Origin of the sequence: Citrobacter sp. CK191 (assembly GCF_030333435.1) — a bacterium.
Taxonomy (GTDB): Bacteria; Pseudomonadota; Gammaproteobacteria; order Enterobacterales; family Enterobacteriaceae; genus Citrobacter_B; species Citrobacter_B koseri.
Genome location: NZ_JAOWFX010000031.1, coordinates 874,519 through 892,190 on the forward strand (window position 1 = coordinate 874,519; position 17,672 = coordinate 892,190).

Sequence of the window (17,672 nt, forward strand, 5' to 3'; positions counted from 1 at the left end):
CGGTGGGTGGGGCGGGCAGAAAAAAAACGGCCTTTCCGGTTAAAGAAAGGCCGCTACATCAAAAACGTCAGGCGACAGGCCGGGCGATAATGCTACGGGTTTCCATGCGAACTTCCGCGATCGTTACATCGATCACATCAGTCACTTTGTATACCGTTTCACCTTTGATCTGCACGGTGCCGCTTTCCTGGCTGCAAACCAGCTCGTCACGTACGGCATGCAGGAACGGCGCCGGGATAAAGGCCATTGCGCCATTATCGACCAGGCGAACGCGCATCCCGCCGCGGCTGATATCAACGATTTCCGCCGCAAAGCGTGTTTCTGTACCGGCTTTATCATTCAGGAAGCGCGCATATAACCAGTCTCCGACGTCACGTTCCGCCATACGGTTCAGGCGGCGGCGTTCAGCCATCTGCTGCGTTGTCTCTTCCTGCGGACGCGCGATGGTTTCGCCTTTGATGACGGCTTTCAGCAGGCGGTGGTTAATCATGTCGCCGTATTTACGAATCGGAGAGGTCCAGGTTGCATACGCTTCCAGACCCAGTCCGAAGTGAGGGCCCGGTTCGGTGCTGATCTCTGCGAATGACTGGAAGCGACGAATACGGCTGTCCAGGAAACCGGACGGTTGGGCATCCAGCTCGCGGCGCAGTTTGCAGAAGCCTTCCAGGGTTAATACGTCTCCTGCGTCAACGTGCAGGCCATGCGTTTTCAACAACGCCGCCAGCGCGTCGGCGTTGGCCGGGTCGAAGCCCATGTGAACGTTGTAAATACCAAAGCCCAGTTTGTCGCGCAGCACGCGGGCGGCGCAAATGTTCGCCGCGATCATGGACTCTTCCACAATGCGGTTCGCAATGCGGCGAGGTTCCGCGACGATATCCAGCACTTCGCCTTTCTCTCCAAGAATAAAGCGATAGTCCGGGCGATCTTTGAACACCAGCGCATGGTTGTGACGCCATTCGCCACGGCTCAGGCAAATGCGCTGGAGCAGGCGGATCTGTTGGGCGATAGCGTCACTTTCAGGCTGCCAGCTGCCGGTATTTTCCAGCCAGTCGGAGACATTGTCGTAGGCCAGTTTGGCTTTCGACTTGATCGTGGCCGCAAAGAAGGTGATGTCATCTTCAATAGTGCCGTCGGCGGCAATGGTCATGCGGCAGGCCAGTGCCGGACGAACTTCCTGCGCGCGCAGGGAACAGAGGTCGTCAGACAGTTCGCGCGGCAACATCGGGATGTTGAAGCCCGGCAGATAGTTGGTAAACGCCCGGATTTTTGCGATGTTATCCAGCTTGCTGCCTTCCGCAATCCACGCGGTCGGATCAGCAATCGCAACCGTCAGTTGCAGCTTACCTTCGCCCAACTCTTGCGCATAAAGGGCGTCATCCATGTCTTCGGTGCTGGCGCTGTCGATAGTGACAAAATCCAGCTCGGTCAGATCCTGGCGTACCAGACCTTCATCAAGCATTTCTGTCGCCGCGCCGTTCGGCGCTTCTTTTTCGAGATTATGGCGAGCCAGCGTGACCCACCACGGTACGAAGTGGTCGTCGGCGAAGGTGATGAACTGGGTTAACTCGGCGTAGAAAGAGCGGTCGCCTTTCAGCGGATGACGGCGCATTTCGGCAACGGCCCAGTCACCCTCTTTAAATTCGTGTTCCACGCCACGGGCGGCACGGCATGGGATAGCGTCTTTCAGCAACGGATGATCCGGTACGATGGACAGACGATCGTTTTTACCCTGGATTTTGCCCACGAAGCGGGTCAGGAAGGGCTCGATCAGTTCTTCTGGCTCGGCGGACTCGCGTTCTTTTTCCGTATGGATCACCGCGACAATGCGGTCGCCGTGCATGACTTTTTTCATCTGCGGCGGCGGGATGAAATAACTTTTTTGTGCATCGACTTCCAGGAAGCCAAAGCCTTTTTCCGTGGCTTTTACCACCCCTTCAGCACGCGGCGTCTGGGAATGTAGTTGCTGTTTAAGCTGCGCTAGCAGCGGGTTGTCCTGAAACATAATTGTCTATTTTCGTGGCCAAAAGAGCGGCTGACAGTTTTACGCGATTCTGCCTGGCGCAGCAAGCGCTCTTTCAGTAAAGGCGCGGTTAATGTGTTTCGCCCAACGCGATTTTTAAACGGTTCAACCAACCGCACAATCCGCACCAGCCCAGCAAGTTGACGGCCTGTTCCAGTGACGCCCCTTGTTCGAGTAACGGCGTGAATTGCGCAGCGCTAAAACGATCGGGCGCCCTGGTCAGCCATTGTATCGCTTGCGTGACAGGACGCTCAACCGGATGTTGGCTTTCCCAGTGCTGTATCTCCCGTTCACCCCGGCGGAACACCGAAATGGTCTCTGCCCATTCACCCGCGTGGCGTGACTGTTCATTAAAACAGGCGACGCTGCCATTGATGCGTGACGTGAGCAGCGTGGCGAGCGGGAGCGACGCCGGTGGCGCATCCGTACGCAGGGCGCTGGTGAGCAGTGTGCCAAGCAAAGAAAGCAGGGCGGGTTCGTGAACCAGGACTGGCGCGAGCGTCAGCAGTTCTGCAACCGGCTGATGGTGGGACAGGCACTCCAGCTGTTCGGCGCTGGCGTAACGTATTTCCACGCCTTCCTGAGCCGGGTGCCATTGCGCGTCCCTTTCCTGGAAAAGCTGCGCATCGGCGAATTGCTGTATATCCAGACCCGGCACCCAGCGGACGGGGTGTCCACGATAAGCCTGGAATATCGCCACGACGCGCGCCTGAAAACCCACAAAACCAATAATCTGGTTTATCAGAATGATGTCGCAGGTCGTCAGACCCACATCGTCAAGATGCTGGCGGTCGCGGGCATTAATGACCGCAGGGGAACTGGCCAGTTGACGCGCGTATTGCGTGATTTGCGCCAGTCGGTGGTTACTCTCCCGGGAGGAGTCCGGGCCGGGAAGCGGGGTTAGTCGCGCGGCGTAATGGTTACAGAGCCGCTGTACGCCATAGACCTGGGCAACGGTCAATGCGGTACTCATTCGTTCATAGGCGCTGAACGTGTGGAGACGATTCTGTGTGACGCGCTCGGGAAAGAGGCGTTGAGCAAGTTGACGGGCAGGGTGCAACCAGGACTGAAAGGGTAAAAGCACGTCTTCGGCGATCGCTAAATCCAGCAGAAAACTGTCCTCGACGTTCGCGGCTTCCGGCACCAGCGGGAGAACCTCTTGCGGATAAGTGCTGGACTGGGTTTCATGATACCAGTGGCTTTTGCCTTCAATTCGGCGTTGTTCCATGGGCGTTCCTTGGTCTAAAAGTGGCGACCCGGACACGTCGTCGTCGAATCACGCCGGATCGTTTTCGCTGCATTATCCTGGCGTAAGCAAGAGAGGGGATAAAAGATTGTTAGGTGATAATAAATATCAGAATGATATATACCGCGATGCGACAGCGCGCGAAGAATGGAAGGGGGGGAAAGGCGTCATCAGAGAAGGGAATAATGGGCGACGCTGCGCCGCCCATTGCGGGAAGTGAAACGATTATTTCAGTTCCAGTTCGTTCATGGCTGCGATGCTGAAACCGCCGTCGACGTGAACGACTTCACCGGAGATACCGGCAGACAGATCGGAGCACAGGAAGGCGGCAGAGTTGCCCACATCTTCAATGGTAACGGTGCGGCGAATCGGCGTAACCGCTTCGCAATGCGACAGCATTTTACGGAAATCTTTGATGCCGGACGCGGCCAGAGTACGGATCGGACCTGCGGAGATTGCGTTAACACGAACGCCTTCCGGGCCCATTGCGTTAGCCATGTAACGCACGTTTGCTTCCAGAGACGCTTTTGCCAGACCCATGACGTTGTAGTTCGGGATTGCGCGCTCAGCACCCAGATAAGACAGGGTCAGCAGGGCGGAACCCGGATTCAGCATGGTACGGCAAGCTTTTGCCATCGCCACAAAGCTGTAAGAGCTGATGTCGTGCGCGATTTTAAAGCCTTCACGGGTAACGGCATTCACATAGTCGCCATCCAACTGATCGCCAGGTGCGAAGCCGATAGAGTGAACGAAACCGTCGAATTTCGGCCAGACTTTACCCAGCTCGGCAAACATAGCGTCGATGCTGGCATCTTCAGCCACATCACACTGCAACACGATGCTGGAATCCAGTTGAGCGGCAAACTCTTCCACGCGGCCTTTCAGTTTGTCGTTCTGGTAGGTGAACGCCAGTTCAGCTCCTTCGCGGCGCATCGCCTGAGCGATACCGTAGGCGATGGACAATTTGCTGGCAACACCCGTTACCAGAATGCGCTTACCGGAAAGAAAACCCATAGCTTTAATCCTTATAGTCATTACTTATTTTTTGCTTTTAATATCAATAAATTAAAAGCAACATTTCAAAGTTATTCGAAATTAGCTCGAAATTATATCCCACTCACAGCCCTTTGTGTCACGATATTTTTCCGTCATTTCCCGTGACTTAGCTCCGGGGCGGCGCAGGACGAGCCTGTTTACTTTCGATATTTTCCTGCATCCGTCCAGTATATCACCCGCTATCAGGTTCGCCTCATCCAACCAGCACGAGCGGGCGACGCGCTGCGAATATAAGGGATAAATACATTTGGACGAATCATAATGGTTGCATGACTAATTCTACTTATGTATTATTCGCAGCCGGTTCGTTATGACGCGTAAGTGCGTGATAACTCACAAGAACCGTCAAACCGCCATTAGCTCATCTGGAAGAGCGAACGACATTTGTTGTGGGTGTTGTAGGGAACGGGGTTCGAGGCCTCGATGGCGGCCCAGGCCGACTTAGCTCAGTAGGTAGAGCAACTGACTTGTAATCAGTAGGTCACCAGTTCGATTCCGGTAGTCGGCACCATTTCAAACGTTTCCAATGTTTTCTGACTTCATAAAAGCCCGCGTATCGCCGTTTCTTCTCTCCCGTCAAAACCGCGCTTCAACGGGAAAGAAGAGTCTGAACTTACGGTTTACCTGCCAGTCGAGACCTTTTCAAATCGATAAAACAGGTTCGGCTCACTCATAATATAAATGTTGCCGGCCTTATCCATCGACACGCCTTCAGGTTGCGGGATATCTTCCTCAAGACCATTTTCGCCCTGCGTTAATGACATCCGGCGCAGCACATTGCCGTTCAGGTCTATCTCTGTCAGGCTGCGTGACTCATCAGATAAGATCAGCAGATGTTCACCGTGGATGTGAAGGGCGGAGATATCGTCTACGTCCAGATTTTTAATCAGATCATCCAGCGGGACGATCTCAGAAAAACGAGTAAGGCCACCGTCGCTTTGGGTTCGGTACAGCATGACCGGTTTACGTTCTTTGGCGAAATAGAGTTCATTTCGTCCGGCCATCCAGGCAATGCCTTCGATTCCCCGGTTGCGCGCGTTCTCAAACAGGTCTGTTTCTATTTTTCTCACTGATCTGATGTCCAGATCCTGGCTGAGCTGGTAAACATACATCGCAGAGTCTGCTTCATCGACCAGTAAGTATGTCCCGTTACCCGCGTATTCGATTGATTCAGCATCTTTAATCCGATCTGCGATGCTTTTTCTGGCGAGTATTTCTCCATTTTTAGACAGTTTGAGGATGGTGGCGGGTCTGTTGAGGGTGGCGACAAAAACATCTTCTTCGGGCACGTAGCTCAGGGAGGATAAATTGTCGATCCCGGACAACGGTTTTTTGAAGTCCAGAGTGTAGCCGAATGCCGGTTCAGTCTGGTTGTCAGCGCGAGTGAATACGAAAGCGGACGCCAGTAGCATAACCAGCGCCAGACACAGGATCAGCCAGGAATATTTTCTCATGGGCGCTCCTGCATTCGGGGCGCGTGGTGGATGACCAAATGGCCGCTAATTGATTCAGACAACAACATCATAACGCTCCTTCAGGCTAGCGATCTTTTCGCCAGGCGTCGGCGGTGAGGGCTTCGCCGAAGTGTCCTGCGATCAAACGGCGGGTGAGTTCATGTAACGGAGAGGCGAGAACATCAGCAGTGCTGCCGCGTTCGACCACTTCGCCCTGGTGCATGACCAGCACCTGATCGCTGATGTGTTTCATCATCCCCAGATGCTGAGTGACGTAGATATACGAAATCCCCTGTTTTTCCTGGAGTTCCAGCATCAGGTTGATGAGCTGCGAGCGCATCGACATATCGAGCGAAGCCAGCGCTTCGTCGGCGATGATCACCTTCGGTCGTAAAATCAGGGCGCGGGCTAATCCCAGACGCTGTTTCTGCCCTGGCGCCAGCATGTGCGGATAATAGCTGACGTGGTCAGGGAGAAGGCCGACCATCCGCATGGTTTCAATAATCTGCTTACGTCGCTGCTCCGGTTCCAGATCGGTGTTCAACCGCAGCGGGAAATCCAGAATCTGCGAGATGCGCTGTCGCGGATTGAGTGACGTTGACGGGTCCTGAAAAATCATGCGGATGCGCTGGCTGCGAAACGAGTAGTCGCCATATTTCAGCGGATGATCGTCAATCAGCAGTTCACCGCTGGTCGGCGCGATCATTCCTGCCAGCATTTTCGCCAGCGTGGATTTGCCGGAGCCATTCTCGCCAATAATGGCGAGCGTCTGGCGTTCGCGTAAGGTGAAGCTGAGCGGCTTTACCGCCTCGACGGTCTGACGCCGGAACCATCCTGTACGGTAGCGGAAGGTTTTACTCAGGTTACGCACTTCGAGCAGGGTTTCCACCATGTCACTCTTTCTCCATATTCAGCGGAAAATGACAGGCGTAGAGATGATTCTTCGCCCCGGTCAGACGCGGGGTTTCAATGCATTCTCGTTGAGCATACGGGCAACGCGGCCCCAGACGACAACCTATCGGTAATTGTTCCAGCAGCGGGATTGCCCCTGGCATGGTATTCAGGCGGCTTTTATGCGGCATGGCGCTGCCAAAATCCGGTATCGCGCGGATGAGCGCCTGAGTATAAGGGTGGTGAGGCGTCGCCACCAGATCCTTACTGGGCGCAGTTTCAACCGTCTGCCCGCAATACAGAACGTTAATTTTGTCTGCCCACTGGCTGAGCATTTGCAGGTCATGACTGATCAGCAAAATAGTGGTATTGCTGTTCTGGTTCAGGCGCGTCAGCAGGCGGAAAATCTGCGCCTGGGTGGTGGGTTCCATCGCGTTGGTCGGTTCGTCGGCAATCAGCAAGCGCGGCTGATTGGCGAGCGCAATGGCGATCATGACTTTCTGACATTCGCCATCCGTCAGTTCATACGGAAAACTGCGCATCGCGTCTTTGTGATCTTTAATGCCGACCCGGTGCAACAGTTCAATGGCACGGCGTTTTCGCCAGCCAATACGCTGCCACCAGCGACCTTTATAGGTCCAGGCGGGAATATTCTGCATCAGTTGACGGCCAATGCGCTCCGAAGGATCAAGGCACGACTGCGGTTCCTGAAAGATCATCGACACGTTATGGCCGACCAGTTTGCGACGCTCGCGCGCGGAAAGACGCAGCAGGTCGATATCGTCAAAGCGCATACGGTCGGCGGTGACGCGCCAGTTGTCTTTCGCCACACCGCAAATGGCTTTCGCAATCAGGCTTTTCCCGGAGCCGGATTCGCCGACCAGTCCACGAATCTCCCCTTCATTTAACGTCATGCTGACCCGATCTACGGCTTTAACCCAGTCTTCGCCGGTTTTAAATTCAATGGTCAGGTTACGGATATCCAGTAACGGCATTATTCCACCCCCGCGATAATCGCGCGCCGGATGCCGTCGCCAAGCAGGTTCACCAGCAGAACGCTGATCATAATTGCCGCGCCTGGTAACATCACCGTCCACGGCGCGACATATATCAGCTCCAGCGCGTCGCCGAGCATGGCGCCCCATTCAGGAGAGGGGAGTTGCGCGCCGAGGTCGAGAAAACCGAGCGCGGCGATATCGAGGATCGCCATCGACAACGCGCGGGTGATTTCGGTAATCAGACCGGCGGTAATATTGGGCAGAATGGCAAACCAGAGAATATTGAGCGTGGTGGCACCGTCGAGGCGCGCGGCGATCACATACTCTTTTTCCAGCTCGTCATGCACCATGCTGTAGACCGAGCGCACCATACGCGGCAGCAGTGCGAGCCAGACGGCAAACATTGCGTGACTCAGATGCGGCCCGGCAAAGGCAACAACGATAATCGCCAACAGCAACGACGGAATAGAGAGCAGGGTGTCCAGAATATGGTTGAGTACGGCGGAGCGTAAGCCGTGTGTAGCCCCGGCGACAACGCCCAGAATCAGGCCGCACAGCGTTGCCGCCAGCGTGACGATAAACGCGCCGCCGACGGTGGGCGCCGCGCCGCTCAGCAGGCGACTTAAAACGTCACGCCCCAGATCGTCCGTCCCCAGAAAAAACGAGACTTCGCCATAGCGCGACCAGGACGGCGGCAGCAACTGGTAGCCGAGGAACTGCTGATCGATGCCGTAGGGAGCAAACCAGCTGCCAAAAATACACAGCACCACCAGACCTGCGCAGCCGTAAAGACCGACCATCGCAGAAGCGTCGCCATAAAATTTGCGCCAGGCAGTGCGCAGTGTTCCCGGTGGGCGCTTTTCGCTGTACACACTATCGTAAGGCATACCATTCCTTATGTTTCAGAGGGTTAGCCATAGCACCCAAAATATCAGAGATCACGTTGACGATAATCACCAGCGAACCAACCACCATTACGCCTGCGGAAATAGCGGCGTAGTCCTGCTGGCGGATAGCGTTGATCAACCAGCGTCCCAGCCCCGGCCAGCTAAAGACCATCTCGGTGATCATCGCCAGCGTCAGCATGGTGGAAAACTGCAAGCCGAGACGCGGGATCACCGGCGGCAGCGCGTTGTGCAGCACATGCCGACGCAGAATCGTCAGCCGTGACAGACCGCGCGTCGCCGCTGCCTTCACGTAATTCTGGTCATACACTTCAATAGTGCTGATGCGCATCAGACGAATCACTTCCGTGGTGGGGGCGACGGCCAGCGTCAGCACCGGCAATACCATGTGACGTACTGCGCTCATCACCATCTCATCGCGCCAGGGCGAGTCGGAAATCCAGGCATCAATAATGGCGAAACCGGTGACCGGCTTCACTTCGTAAAGCAGATCAAAACGACCTGATACCGGCAGCCAGCCGAGCGTGAGCGAGAAAAACAGCGTCAACAGCAGCGCCAGCCAGAAGACCGGAATCGAAAATCCCACTAAGGCGAGGGCGCTGATGAAACGGTCTGGCCATTTATTCCGCGTTACGCCTGCCAGCATCCCCACGGGGATTCCGACCATCAGGGCAAAGCCGAAAGCGAGAATGCACAGCTCCATCGTGGCGGGAAAAACCTCTTTGAGCTGTTCGGAGATCAGCTGGCCGTTAATGCTGGAAACGCCAAAATCCCAGTGGATCAGGCTGTTAAACCAGAAAACCCAGGCGTTCCACAGCGATGCGCCCTGTAATGGCGCATGGGGCGTGAAATAGCTCAGGCTAAAGCCGATAAAGGTCAGAAAGAACAGCGTGACCAACAGCAGCAGAAACCGACGCAGGGTGAAAATAATCATGGTTTTTTCACCTCATCTTCTTTTTCCCGCGAAACACCGGCAAACGAGGCGTTACCAAAGGGACTTAAAACCAGTCCTTTAATATCATAGCGATAAGCCTGTAAACGCAGCGAGGAGGCGAGCGGCAGTATCGGCAGCTCTTTTGCCAGAATATTTTGCGCTTCATCATACGCGTCAATACGCGCCGCAAGCTGCTGGGACGAGAGCGCTTTTCGCAGAATGCCGTCAAACTCAGGATGGCACCAGTGTGCAAAGTTGGTCTGCGAGTTAATGGCGGCGCAGCTCAGCAACGGCCTGAAGAAGCTGTCTGGATCGTTACTGTCGGTTGCCCAACCGGACAACGTCAGATCATGGTTCATGTCCATCAACCGCGCCTCCTGGAAACGACCTTCTACCGGAACAATCACCACTTTTACGCCGACCTGCGCCATATCCGCCTGGATCAGCTCGGCGGTTTTCAGCGGGCTGGGGTTCCAGGCCTGGGAACTGGTCGGCACCCACAGCTGTAGCGTTAAGTTTTCCAGCCCCAGCGCTTTCAACTGCTCGCGGGATTTAGCCGGATTGTATTCTGTAATTTTAGCCTCGTTGTCATAGGCCCACGAGGCGCGCGGCAAAATAGAGGCGGCGGTTTCCGCTGTACCGTAGTAGATCGACTGCATCAGCCGCTGGTTGTTGATCGACAACGCCAGCGCATGGCGTACGGCGGGATTATTCAGCGGCGGCTTATCGGTATTAAAGGCCAGGTAGGCGATGTTCATACCGGGGCGCAGCGTCAAACGCAGGCGCGGATCGTCGCGCAGAATCGTGAGCTGACTGGCAGCGGGCCAGGCCAGCACATCGCATTCGCCGGTGAGCAATTTCGATAAACGGCCTGTGCCGCCGGAGCCTAAGTCAACCACCACCTGCGGCATCAGCGGTTTACCACGCCAGAATCCCTCATGACGTTGCAGACGAATATATTGTCCGGCGCGATATTCCGAGAGCTGGAACGGGCCGGTGCCGATCGGCTGGCGGTCAATCAGTTCCGGGTGATCCTGCTTTGTCAGCTGCGCCGCATATTCCGCTGACATGACCGACGCATAGTGCGTCGCCAGATGCCATAAGAAGGAGGCGTCTGGTTGGGTCAGGCGAAATTCGACGATATTGTTGTCCAGCTTACGCACGCTCTTTACGTTATCGGCAAACTGCAAACTGTCGAAATAGGGAAAACTGCCGCCGTTAACGTTATGCCAGGGATGTTTGCGATCAAAAATGCGCTCGAAGGTAAACACCACGTCATCCGCGTTCAGCTTGCGGGTAGGGGTGAACCAGGCGGTCTTCTGGAAAGAAACGTTGCGACGCAGGTGGAAACGGTAGGTCGCGCCGTTGTCCAGCACTTCCCAGCTTTCTGCCAGTTCCGGCACCAGACGATAAGTATAAGGGTCCACATCCAGCAGTCTGTCATACAGCTGGGCGGCAAGCGTATCAACGATCAGGCCACTGCTCGCTTTTTGTGGATTGAAGGTGTTGACCTGCCCACTGACGCAATAGACAAAACCGCTGTCGCGAATATCAGCATGCATAGTCGGTTCAGGCGCAGCCGCAGCCTGACCACTCAGGAGTCCAGCCATCACGATCAGAGACGATAAAACCAGGCGCATAATTTTTAAGGTTTTTAGATTCGATCTGCAAAGTGTATCGCACTTCGGCCCGCCAGGTAAAAATGACTGCGGACAACTGGCGTAAATGTACACAATTGCGATGACGGAATCGTCATACTGGTTGAATAAACACCAAAGGAAATGCCCGTTCAGTTAAGTTACGGGCTTTGATACATGATTACTTCAGGCTTACGTTTCGCAATATTTTCTGGCCTGCGACAGATTGTACTTTCCAGGTACCGTTTTCTTTCACCATGCAGTCTATTACGGTGTGTTTCTGTTCAGCGCCGAAAGAGACATAGACCTGTGTACATACGGGATCTAAGTCTGATGAGACGATCTCTATTTGCTGCCAGTCATCGTCAAAATCCTGGGCTTTGATGAACATATCAGAATCGGGTACATCTTCGGAGTCTGGGTCTGCTGTATTTGAGGTCTTTAACGCAGCAATGGTGTTTGCTGTAACGTAGGGCTGGAGTCCCTCATAATCAGCCAGTGGATTTTTCTCCTGTATTAACTGGGATATGTACCAGCGATTAAATGTTAAAGCTGTAGCTTCGGGTCCGCCGGGAGACAACGCCGCAAAAGCAGAAGAGCTGATTAACAAGCCAGCCAGAATGGAATGTTTCATATCAGTCACGCCTGTAAAATTGATAAGCTGGCTCTGCTTTACTCCATGTAGAACCAGGGTACATGCTGTGCTGCTTGTAATCTGAATACCAGGTCCCACGCCCATCATAAATACACGCGTGTCCTGACGGATGCCCTGGGATTGGTTGAATCACTGCGACATCACCCTCCCTGGGTGCGCCGGACACCGGGCGAAAACCAGCAGCGTATAAATTTGATGCCATATCTTTCGCGTGGTGAGTGTTGTGCAGGTTTGCTCCTCCAGCACGAATTGCATTTGATACGAAATGTGCACATTTTTTTTGGCTTGAACTTCCCGCATGTCTGCGTGCGTATTCTACGGCTGCGTGTTTATCCCAATTCATGGCATTTCCCTTGTATGCAAAATCGTTGGGTATAACATTACGCTGGAAATTCAATCACCTTTGTAATTATTTTTATTATGTTATTAACCAATATCGAAATTAATTATAAAGAAAACCTAATTAATTCACTTAACATATTACCCCCACAGAATGAGAACAACTGTCCCGGACATGAGCGCTAAATCTGATGTTTTTTGAGCAATGCGCGCAACTGGTGGTAGGTCAGACCCAGCAATTCTGCTGCCCGTTTTTGATTAAATTTCGCCTGTTGCAGGCTGATTTGCAGAAAGTCTTTTTCCTGCTGTTGCTGAAATTCGCGTAAATCCAGCGGCAATGATGGCGCAGAAACGGGCGTTTCCGGCGGCGTTGGTTCGGGAATGTCACGCTTAAATGGGTCGATGATAATTTCATCTAACGGATAATCGCTGCTGCCATGCCGATAAACCGAACGCTCAACCACGTTTTTCAGCTCACGAATATTTCCCGGCCAGCGGTACTGAAGCAGGGTTTCTCTCGCCCGCGCGGTAAAACCCGGGAAGAGGGGCAGATGAATCTCACGGCACATCTGAATGGCAAAGTGTTCGGCCATTAACATGATGTCGCTTTGACGCTGGCGTAAAGGGGGAAGCTGCACGACGTCGAAAGCGAGCCGGTCCAGCAGATCGGCGCGAAATGTCCCTTCGCTCACCATTTGCGGCAAATCGGCATTCGTCGCGCAGACCAGACGCACATTAACCTGCAACGGCTGGCTGCCGCCGACGCGCTCCAGTTCGCCGTATTCGATCACCCGCAGCAGTTTTTCCTGAACCAGCATGGGAGCGGTCGCCAGCTCATCCAAAAAGAGCGTACCGCCATCGGCGCGTTCAAAGCGTCCGGGATGACGTTTTTGCGCGCCAGTAAATGCGCCTGCTTCATGACCAAATAACTCGGAGTCGAGCAGGTTTTCATTGAGCGCGGCGCAGTTAAGGGAGATGAACGGCCCTTGCCAGCGCGTTGAGAGAAAATGCAGCCGGTTAGCGATCAGCTCTTTCCCTGTTCCGCGTTCGCCAATGATAAGCACGGGTTTATCCAGCGGCGCCAGATGGGAAACCTGCTCCAGCACTTCAAGAAAGCTGTTGGCTTCGCCGAGAAGGTTATCTTTGTATTCTGCCATGATGAGATTCACCACTTGTTAGTGTTATTCACCACTTTAGCCTATTTCTCTCGTGAGGTAAAATCGTAAATTGTTTTAATAATCAATATATTAAAAAGTTGGCACGCAGATTGTATTAACCCTGTAGCAGGGCATAGCCCGATATCAGAACATACCGTGTGAGGATTGAATTATGGGTATTTTTTCTCGTTTTGCCGACATCGTGAACGCCAACATTAATGCGCTGCTGGAAAAAGCGGAAGATCCGCAAAAGCTGGTGCGCCTGATGATTCAGGAAATGGAAGATACGCTGGTGGAAGTCCGTTCTAATTCCGCGCGCGCGCTGGCAGAAAAGAAACAGTTATCCCGTCGCATTGAGCAGGCCGCCGCGCAACAGGCGGAGTGGCAGGAGAAAGCCGAGCTGGCGCTGCGTAAAGACAAAGAGGATCTGGCGCGCGCCGCGCTGATTGAGAAACAAAAACTGACGGATTTGATCGCCACCCTCGATCAGGAAGCGGCACTGGTTGACGACACGCTGGTGCGGATGAAGAAAGAGATTGGCGAGCTGGAAAATAAACTCAGTGAAACCCGTGCCCGTCAGCAGGCATTGACGTTGCGCCACCAGGCGGCAAGCTCTTCCCGTGATGTCCGTCGTCAACTGGACAGCGGCAAACTGGATGAGGCTATGGCGCGTTTTGAATCGTTTGAACGCCGTATCGATCAGATGGAGGCGGAAGCGGAAAGCCAAAACTTTGGCAAGCAGAGAACCCTGGATCAGCAGTTTGCCGATCTGAAAGCAGATGATGAAATCAGCGAACAACTGGCGCAGTTGAAAGCCAAAATGAAGCAAGATAACCAATAATAATACCTGGCGGCGCCCGAACGCGCCGCCGCTCATCACCTGTAAGGAGCACTCATGAGCGCGTTATTTCTGGCCATACCGTTAACCATTTTCGTGCTGTTCGTGTTACCGATTTGGTTATGGCTGCATTACAGCAACCGTTCCGGTCGGGGCGAACTGTCGCAAAGCGAACAGCAACGTTTAATGCAGCTAACCGACGAAGCGCAACGCATGCGCGAGCGTATTCAGGCGCTGGAAGCCATTCTTGACGCCGAACACCCGAACTGGAGGGATCGCTAATGGGAGGAATTAACCTGAACAAGAAATTATGGCGTATGCCGCAGCAAGGGATGGTGCGAGGGGTGTGTGCCGGTATCGCGCAGTACCTTGATGTACCGGTGAAACTGGTGCGAATTCTGGTGGTGTTGTCGATCTTCTTTGGTCTGGCGTTTTTCACCCTGGTGGCTTACATCATTCTCTCTTTTGTACTGGACCCGATGCCGGACAGCATGGCAACGGGCGAGCAACAGCCTTCCAGCGGTGAACTGTTAGATTCGGTGGATCGTGAACTGGCCGCAGGCGAAAAACGTTTACGCGAAATGGAGCGCTATGTGACCTCTGATACCTTCACGTTACGCAGCCGCTTCCGTCAATTGTAAGAGGACAGAGATGAATACTCGCTGGCAACGCGCCGGGCAAAAGGTGAAGCCGGGCTTTAAACTTGCAGGGAAGCTGGTTCTCCTGACCGCGTTACGCTACGGTCCCGCAGGCGTAGCGGGGTGGGCGGTGAAATCCGTGGCCCGGCGCCCGCTGAAGATGTTGCTGGCGTTGGCGCTTGAGCCTTTACTGAGCCGGGCAGCGGCTAAATTATCCCGGCGTTATGGGCGATGAGAGGACGCGGGAAATATTTTCTTAAGGCTATGTGTACAGGATGATGAAATCCTGATCATCAGTAAGAACGATAACAGGTGTACTTTTCTGCTTGTGGCGGCGTAAACGGCGTCGCCATAAATACCTCAGAGAGTTGATAATTAATAATCAGCCCCTATCTTTATTTCCTGCTCGTTATACTTTTATGGACTCTTCAGGCACAACAGGATGGCGATGAAGCGACTCAAAAACGAACTTAACTCGCTGGTTAATCGCGGTGTAGACAGGCATTTACGTCTGGCCGTTACCGGACTTAGCCGCAGTGGAAAAACCGCGTTTATCACTGCGATGGTTAACCAACTGCTCAACATCCATGCCGGATCGCGACTGCCGCTGCTAAGCGCGGTGCGTGAGGAGCGTTTGCTGGGCGTGAAACGTGTTCCACAACGTGATTTTGGCATTCCGCGTTTTACCTACGATGAAGGGCTGGCCCAGCTTTATGGCCAGCCGCCTGCCTGGCCGACGCCAACGCGCGGCGTGAGCGAAATCCGCCTCGCGTTACGCTATAAATCCAATGATTCTTTGCTGCGCCATTTTAAAGACACCTCGACGTTATACCTGGAGATTGTCGATTATCCCGGCGAATGGCTGCTCGACTTGCCGATGCTGGCGCAGGATTACCTGAGCTGGTCCCGGCAAATGACCGGCTTACTGCAAGGGCAGCGGGGCGAATGGTCGGCCAAATGGCGTCAGCTATGCCAGGGGCTGGACCCGCTGGCGCCTGCTGATGAAAATCGCCTGGCGGAGATCGCCGCGACCTGGACGGCGTATCTGCACCAATGTAAACAGCAAGGGCTGCACTTTATTCAGCCTGGTCGCTTTGTGCTACCGGGCGATATGGCGGGCGCGCCTGCGTTGCAGTTTTTCCCGTGGCCGGATGTGGATGCGCATGGCGAATCGATACTGGCGCAGGCGGACAAACACACCAACGCCGGAATGTTGCGTGAACGCTTTAATTACTACTGTGAAAAAGTGGTGAAAGGGTTCTATAAAAACCATTTCCTGCGGTTTGATCGCCAGATTGTACTGGTGGATTGCCTGCAACCGTTGAACAGCGGGCCGCAGGCGTTCAACGATATGCGTCTGGCGCTGACGCAATTGATGCAGAGTTTCCACTATGGTCAGCGAACGCTATTTCGCCGACTCTTTTCCCCGGTGATTGATAAACTGCTGTTTGCGGCGACCAAGGCAGACCATGTGACTGTCGATCAACATGCCAATATGGTCTCTTTGCTCCAGCAACTGATTCAGGATGCCTGGCAAAACGCGGCGTTTGAAGGCATCAGCATGGATTGTCTGGGACTGGCGTCCGTACAGGCGACGACCAGTGGATTGATCGACGTAAATGGTGAAAAGATCCCGGCTTTACGCGGTAACCGTTTAAGCGACGGAACGCCGTTAACGGTGTACCCCGGCGAAGTGCCCGCACGCCTGCCGGGACAAGCGTTCTGGGACAGTCAGGGTTTTCAGTTTGAAGCGTTTCGCCCGCAGGTAATGGATGTGGACAAACCATTGCCGCACATTCGTCTGGATGCCGCGCTGGAATTTTTAATAGGAGACAAATTGCGATGAGCGAACCGTTAAAACCGCGTATCGATTTCGCAGGTCCACTGGAGGTGGAGCAAAACCAGACGCTTAAAACGCAACAGACCTTCAGCGAGACGCAGGCGCAGACCTTTGCCCCCGCGCAGGTGGATGAACCTCTGGAAGACGAGGGGCAGGCGGAAGCGGTCATTGATGCCGCACTGCGCCCTAAACGCAGTTTGTGGCGCAAGATGGTGATGGGGGGACTGGCGTTGTTTGGCGTCAGCGTTGTGGGCCAGGGCGTGCAATGGACCATGAACGCATGGCAAACCCAGGACTGGGTGGCGCTGGGCGGTTGTGCCGCCGGGGCGTTGATCATTGGCGCAGGCGTTGGCTCGGTCGCGACAGAATGGCGTCGGCTATGGCGGTTACGCCAGCGGGCGCATGAACGGGATGAAGCGCGCGACCTGTTGCACAGCCACGGTACGGGAAAGGGCCGTGCGTTTTGCGAAAAGCTGGCGCAGCAGGCCGGTATCGATCAGTCTCACCCGGCGTTGCAGCGCTGGTATGCTTCGATTCACGAAACGCAAAATGATCGGGAAGTGGTCAGCTTATACGCTCAACTGGTGCAACCGGTGCTGGATGCCCAGGCGCGACGTGAAATCAGCCGTTCGGCCGCCGAGTCCACGTTAATGATCGCCGTCAGCCCGCTGGCGTTGGTGGATATGGCATTTATCGCCTGGCGAAATTTGCGGCTGATCAATCGCATTGCGACGCTGTATGGCATTGAACTGGGGTATTACAGCCGTCTGCGTCTGTTTCGTCTGGTGTTGCTCAATATTGCGTTTGCGGGCGCCAGCGAGCTGGTGCGTGAAGTCGGGATGGACTGGATGTCGCAGGATCTGGCGGCGCGTTTGTCTGCCCGTGCGGCGCAGGGTATTGGCGCCGGGCTGTTAACCGCTCGTCTGGGCATTAAAGCGATGGAACTGTGTCGTCCCTTACCGTGGATCGACGATGATAAGCCGCGTCTGGGGGATTTTCGTCGCCAGCTTATCGTTCAGGTCAAAGAGACCTTGCAGAAAAGCAAAACCCCGCGCGAAAACTGA

17 protein-coding genes and 1 tRNA gene are annotated in these 17,672 nt (G+C 54.4%); 7 read left to right on the top strand and 11 right to left on the bottom strand.

Translation table 11 applies throughout. The features are described from left to right. Positions 1-67 precede the first annotated feature (67 nt). The 3 genes from OGV82_RS15805 to fabI form a co-directional block, all read right to left on the bottom strand. On the bottom strand, positions 68-2,002 hold the full coding sequence (locus OGV82_RS15805; RefSeq protein WP_047463557.1) for an exoribonuclease II: 1,935 nt from the start codon (positions 2,000-2,002) through the stop codon (positions 68-70). An 88-nt stretch (positions 2,003-2,090) separates the two neighbouring features. Further along, complete coding sequence (locus OGV82_RS15810) at positions 2,091-3,248, bottom strand: carboxymuconolactone decarboxylase family protein (protein WP_047463558.1); 1,158 nt, start codon at positions 3,246-3,248, stop codon at positions 2,091-2,093. A 243-nt stretch (positions 3,249-3,491) separates the two neighbouring features. Then, positions 3,492-4,280, bottom strand: coding sequence for an enoyl-ACP reductase FabI (gene fabI, locus OGV82_RS15815; protein ID WP_024130306.1), 789 nt, complete (start codon positions 4,278-4,280; stop codon positions 3,492-3,494). A 477-nt stretch (positions 4,281-4,757) separates the two neighbouring features. Here fabI and OGV82_RS15820 point away from each other — a divergent pair. Beyond that, a tRNA-Thr gene (locus tag OGV82_RS15820) sits at positions 4,758-4,833 on the top strand. Positions 4,834-4,942: 109 nt separating this feature from the next. Here the strand turns inward: OGV82_RS15820 and OGV82_RS15825 are convergent. The 8 genes from OGV82_RS15825 to pspF all read right to left on the bottom strand — a co-directional run bounded on the left by OGV82_RS15825 (position 4,943) and on the right by pspF (position 13,292). Then, entirely contained in the window at positions 4,943-5,776 is an 834-nt protein-coding gene (locus OGV82_RS15825) for an SdiA-regulated domain-containing protein (RefSeq protein WP_052194490.1), read from the bottom strand. Positions 5,777-5,861: 85 nt separating this feature from the next. Next, on the bottom strand, positions 5,862-6,668 hold the full coding sequence (sapF, locus tag OGV82_RS15830) for a peptide ABC transporter ATP-binding protein SapF (protein WP_012132256.1): 807 nt from the start codon (positions 6,666-6,668) through the stop codon (positions 5,862-5,864). A gap of 1 nt (position 6,669) precedes the next feature. Then, a complete protein-coding gene (gene sapD / locus OGV82_RS15835) occupies positions 6,670-7,662 on the bottom strand; it encodes a peptide ABC transporter ATP-binding protein SapD (protein WP_012132257.1) in 993 nt (330 codons plus the stop codon). Beyond that, positions 7,662-8,552 carry a peptide ABC transporter permease SapC gene (gene sapC / locus OGV82_RS15840; RefSeq protein WP_012132258.1) on the bottom strand — a complete coding sequence of 297 codons (891 nt, stop codon included), beginning with the start codon at positions 8,550-8,552 and terminating at the stop codon, positions 7,662-7,664. Before sapC ends, sapD begins: the two co-directional genes overlap by 1 nt. Further along, positions 8,539-9,504 carry a peptide ABC transporter permease SapB gene (sapB, locus tag OGV82_RS15845; RefSeq protein ID WP_047463560.1) on the bottom strand — a complete coding sequence of 322 codons (966 nt, stop codon included), beginning with the start codon at positions 9,502-9,504 and terminating at the stop codon, positions 8,539-8,541. The genes sapC and sapB overlap by 14 nt, the downstream gene beginning before the upstream one ends. Further along, positions 9,501-11,144, bottom strand: coding sequence for an ABC transporter substrate-binding protein SapA (sapA, locus tag OGV82_RS15850; RefSeq protein ID WP_047463562.1), 1,644 nt, complete (start codon positions 11,142-11,144; stop codon positions 9,501-9,503). The genes sapB and sapA overlap by 4 nt, the downstream gene beginning before the upstream one ends. Positions 11,145-11,322: 178 nt before the next feature. Continuing rightward, a complete protein-coding gene (locus tag OGV82_RS15855) occupies positions 11,323-11,775 on the bottom strand; it encodes a DUF3828 domain-containing protein (RefSeq protein WP_047464074.1) in 453 nt (150 codons plus the stop codon). Positions 11,776-12,317: 542 nt separating this feature from the next. Continuing rightward, positions 12,318-13,292, bottom strand: coding sequence for a phage shock protein operon transcriptional activator (gene pspF / locus OGV82_RS15865; protein WP_012132264.1), 975 nt, complete (start codon positions 13,290-13,292; stop codon positions 12,318-12,320). Positions 13,293-13,464: 172 nt separating this feature from the next. On the opposite strand from pspF, the gene pspA reads away from it, so the two are divergent. The 6 genes from pspA to OGV82_RS15895 all read left to right on the top strand — a co-directional run bounded on the left by pspA (position 13,465) and on the right by OGV82_RS15895 (position 17,672). Then, positions 13,465-14,133, top strand: a complete 669-nt coding sequence (gene pspA / locus OGV82_RS15870; RefSeq protein WP_012132265.1) for a phage shock protein PspA — start codon at positions 13,465-13,467, stop codon at positions 14,131-14,133. Between the two features lie 54 nt (positions 14,134-14,187). Then, a complete protein-coding gene (gene pspB / locus OGV82_RS15875; protein ID WP_012132266.1) occupies positions 14,188-14,412 on the top strand; it encodes an envelope stress response membrane protein PspB in 225 nt (74 codons plus the stop codon). Next, a complete protein-coding gene (pspC, locus tag OGV82_RS15880) occupies positions 14,412-14,771 on the top strand; it encodes an envelope stress response membrane protein PspC (protein WP_047463564.1) in 360 nt (119 codons plus the stop codon). Before pspB ends, pspC begins: the two co-directional genes overlap by 1 nt. Positions 14,772-14,781: 10 nt before the next feature. Then, positions 14,782-15,003 (top strand): phage shock protein PspD, encoded by a 222-nt coding sequence (gene pspD / locus OGV82_RS15885; protein WP_012132268.1) that lies wholly within the window; start codon positions 14,782-14,784, stop codon positions 15,001-15,003. Between the two features lie 213 nt (positions 15,004-15,216). Next, positions 15,217-16,614 carry a YcjX family GTP-binding protein gene (locus OGV82_RS15890; RefSeq protein WP_047464077.1) on the top strand — a complete coding sequence of 466 codons (1,398 nt, stop codon included), beginning with the start codon at positions 15,217-15,219 and terminating at the stop codon, positions 16,612-16,614. Next, positions 16,611-17,672 (top strand): YcjF family protein, encoded by a 1,062-nt coding sequence (locus OGV82_RS15895; RefSeq protein ID WP_012132270.1) that lies wholly within the window; start codon positions 16,611-16,613, stop codon positions 17,670-17,672. The genes OGV82_RS15890 and OGV82_RS15895 overlap by 4 nt, the downstream gene beginning before the upstream one ends.

Excerpts from the sequence above, each read along its gene's own strand:
- OGV82_RS15805 (WP_047463557.1), bottom strand. The coding sequence starts at position 2,002 with ATGTTTCAGGACAACCCGCTGCTAGCGCAGCTTAAACAGCAACTACAT.
- OGV82_RS15810 (WP_047463558.1), bottom strand. The coding sequence starts at position 3,248 with ATGGAACAACGCCGAATTGAAGGCAAAAGCCACTGGTATCATGAAACC.
- fabI (WP_024130306.1), bottom strand. The coding sequence starts at position 4,280 with ATGGGTTTTCTTTCCGGTAAGCGCATTCTGGTAACGGGTGTTGCCAGC.
- OGV82_RS15825 (WP_052194490.1), bottom strand. The coding sequence starts at position 5,776 with ATGAGAAAATATTCCTGGCTGATCCTGTGTCTGGCGCTGGTTATGCTA.
- sapF (WP_012132256.1), bottom strand. The coding sequence starts at position 6,668 with ATGGTGGAAACCCTGCTCGAAGTGCGTAACCTGAGTAAAACCTTCCGC.
- sapD (WP_012132257.1), bottom strand. The coding sequence starts at position 7,662 with ATGCCGTTACTGGATATCCGTAACCTGACCATTGAATTTAAAACCGGC.
- sapC (WP_012132258.1), bottom strand. The coding sequence starts at position 8,552 with ATGCCTTACGATAGTGTGTACAGCGAAAAGCGCCCACCGGGAACACTG.
- sapB (WP_047463560.1), bottom strand. The coding sequence starts at position 9,504 with ATGATTATTTTCACCCTGCGTCGGTTTCTGCTGCTGTTGGTCACGCTG.
- sapA (WP_047463562.1), bottom strand. The coding sequence starts at position 11,144 with ATGCGCCTGGTTTTATCGTCTCTGATCGTGATGGCTGGACTCCTGAGT.
- OGV82_RS15855 (WP_047464074.1), bottom strand. The coding sequence starts at position 11,775 with ATGAAACATTCCATTCTGGCTGGCTTGTTAATCAGCTCTTCTGCTTTT.
- pspF (WP_012132264.1), bottom strand. The coding sequence starts at position 13,292 with ATGGCAGAATACAAAGATAACCTTCTCGGCGAAGCCAACAGCTTTCTT.
- pspA (WP_012132265.1), top strand. The coding sequence starts at position 13,465 with ATGGGTATTTTTTCTCGTTTTGCCGACATCGTGAACGCCAACATTAAT.
- pspB (WP_012132266.1), top strand. The coding sequence starts at position 14,188 with ATGAGCGCGTTATTTCTGGCCATACCGTTAACCATTTTCGTGCTGTTC.
- pspC (WP_047463564.1), top strand. The coding sequence starts at position 14,412 with ATGGGAGGAATTAACCTGAACAAGAAATTATGGCGTATGCCGCAGCAA.
- pspD (WP_012132268.1), top strand. The coding sequence starts at position 14,782 with ATGAATACTCGCTGGCAACGCGCCGGGCAAAAGGTGAAGCCGGGCTTT.
- OGV82_RS15890 (WP_047464077.1), top strand. The coding sequence starts at position 15,217 with ATGAAGCGACTCAAAAACGAACTTAACTCGCTGGTTAATCGCGGTGTA.
- OGV82_RS15895 (WP_012132270.1), top strand. The coding sequence starts at position 16,611 with ATGAGCGAACCGTTAAAACCGCGTATCGATTTCGCAGGTCCACTGGAG.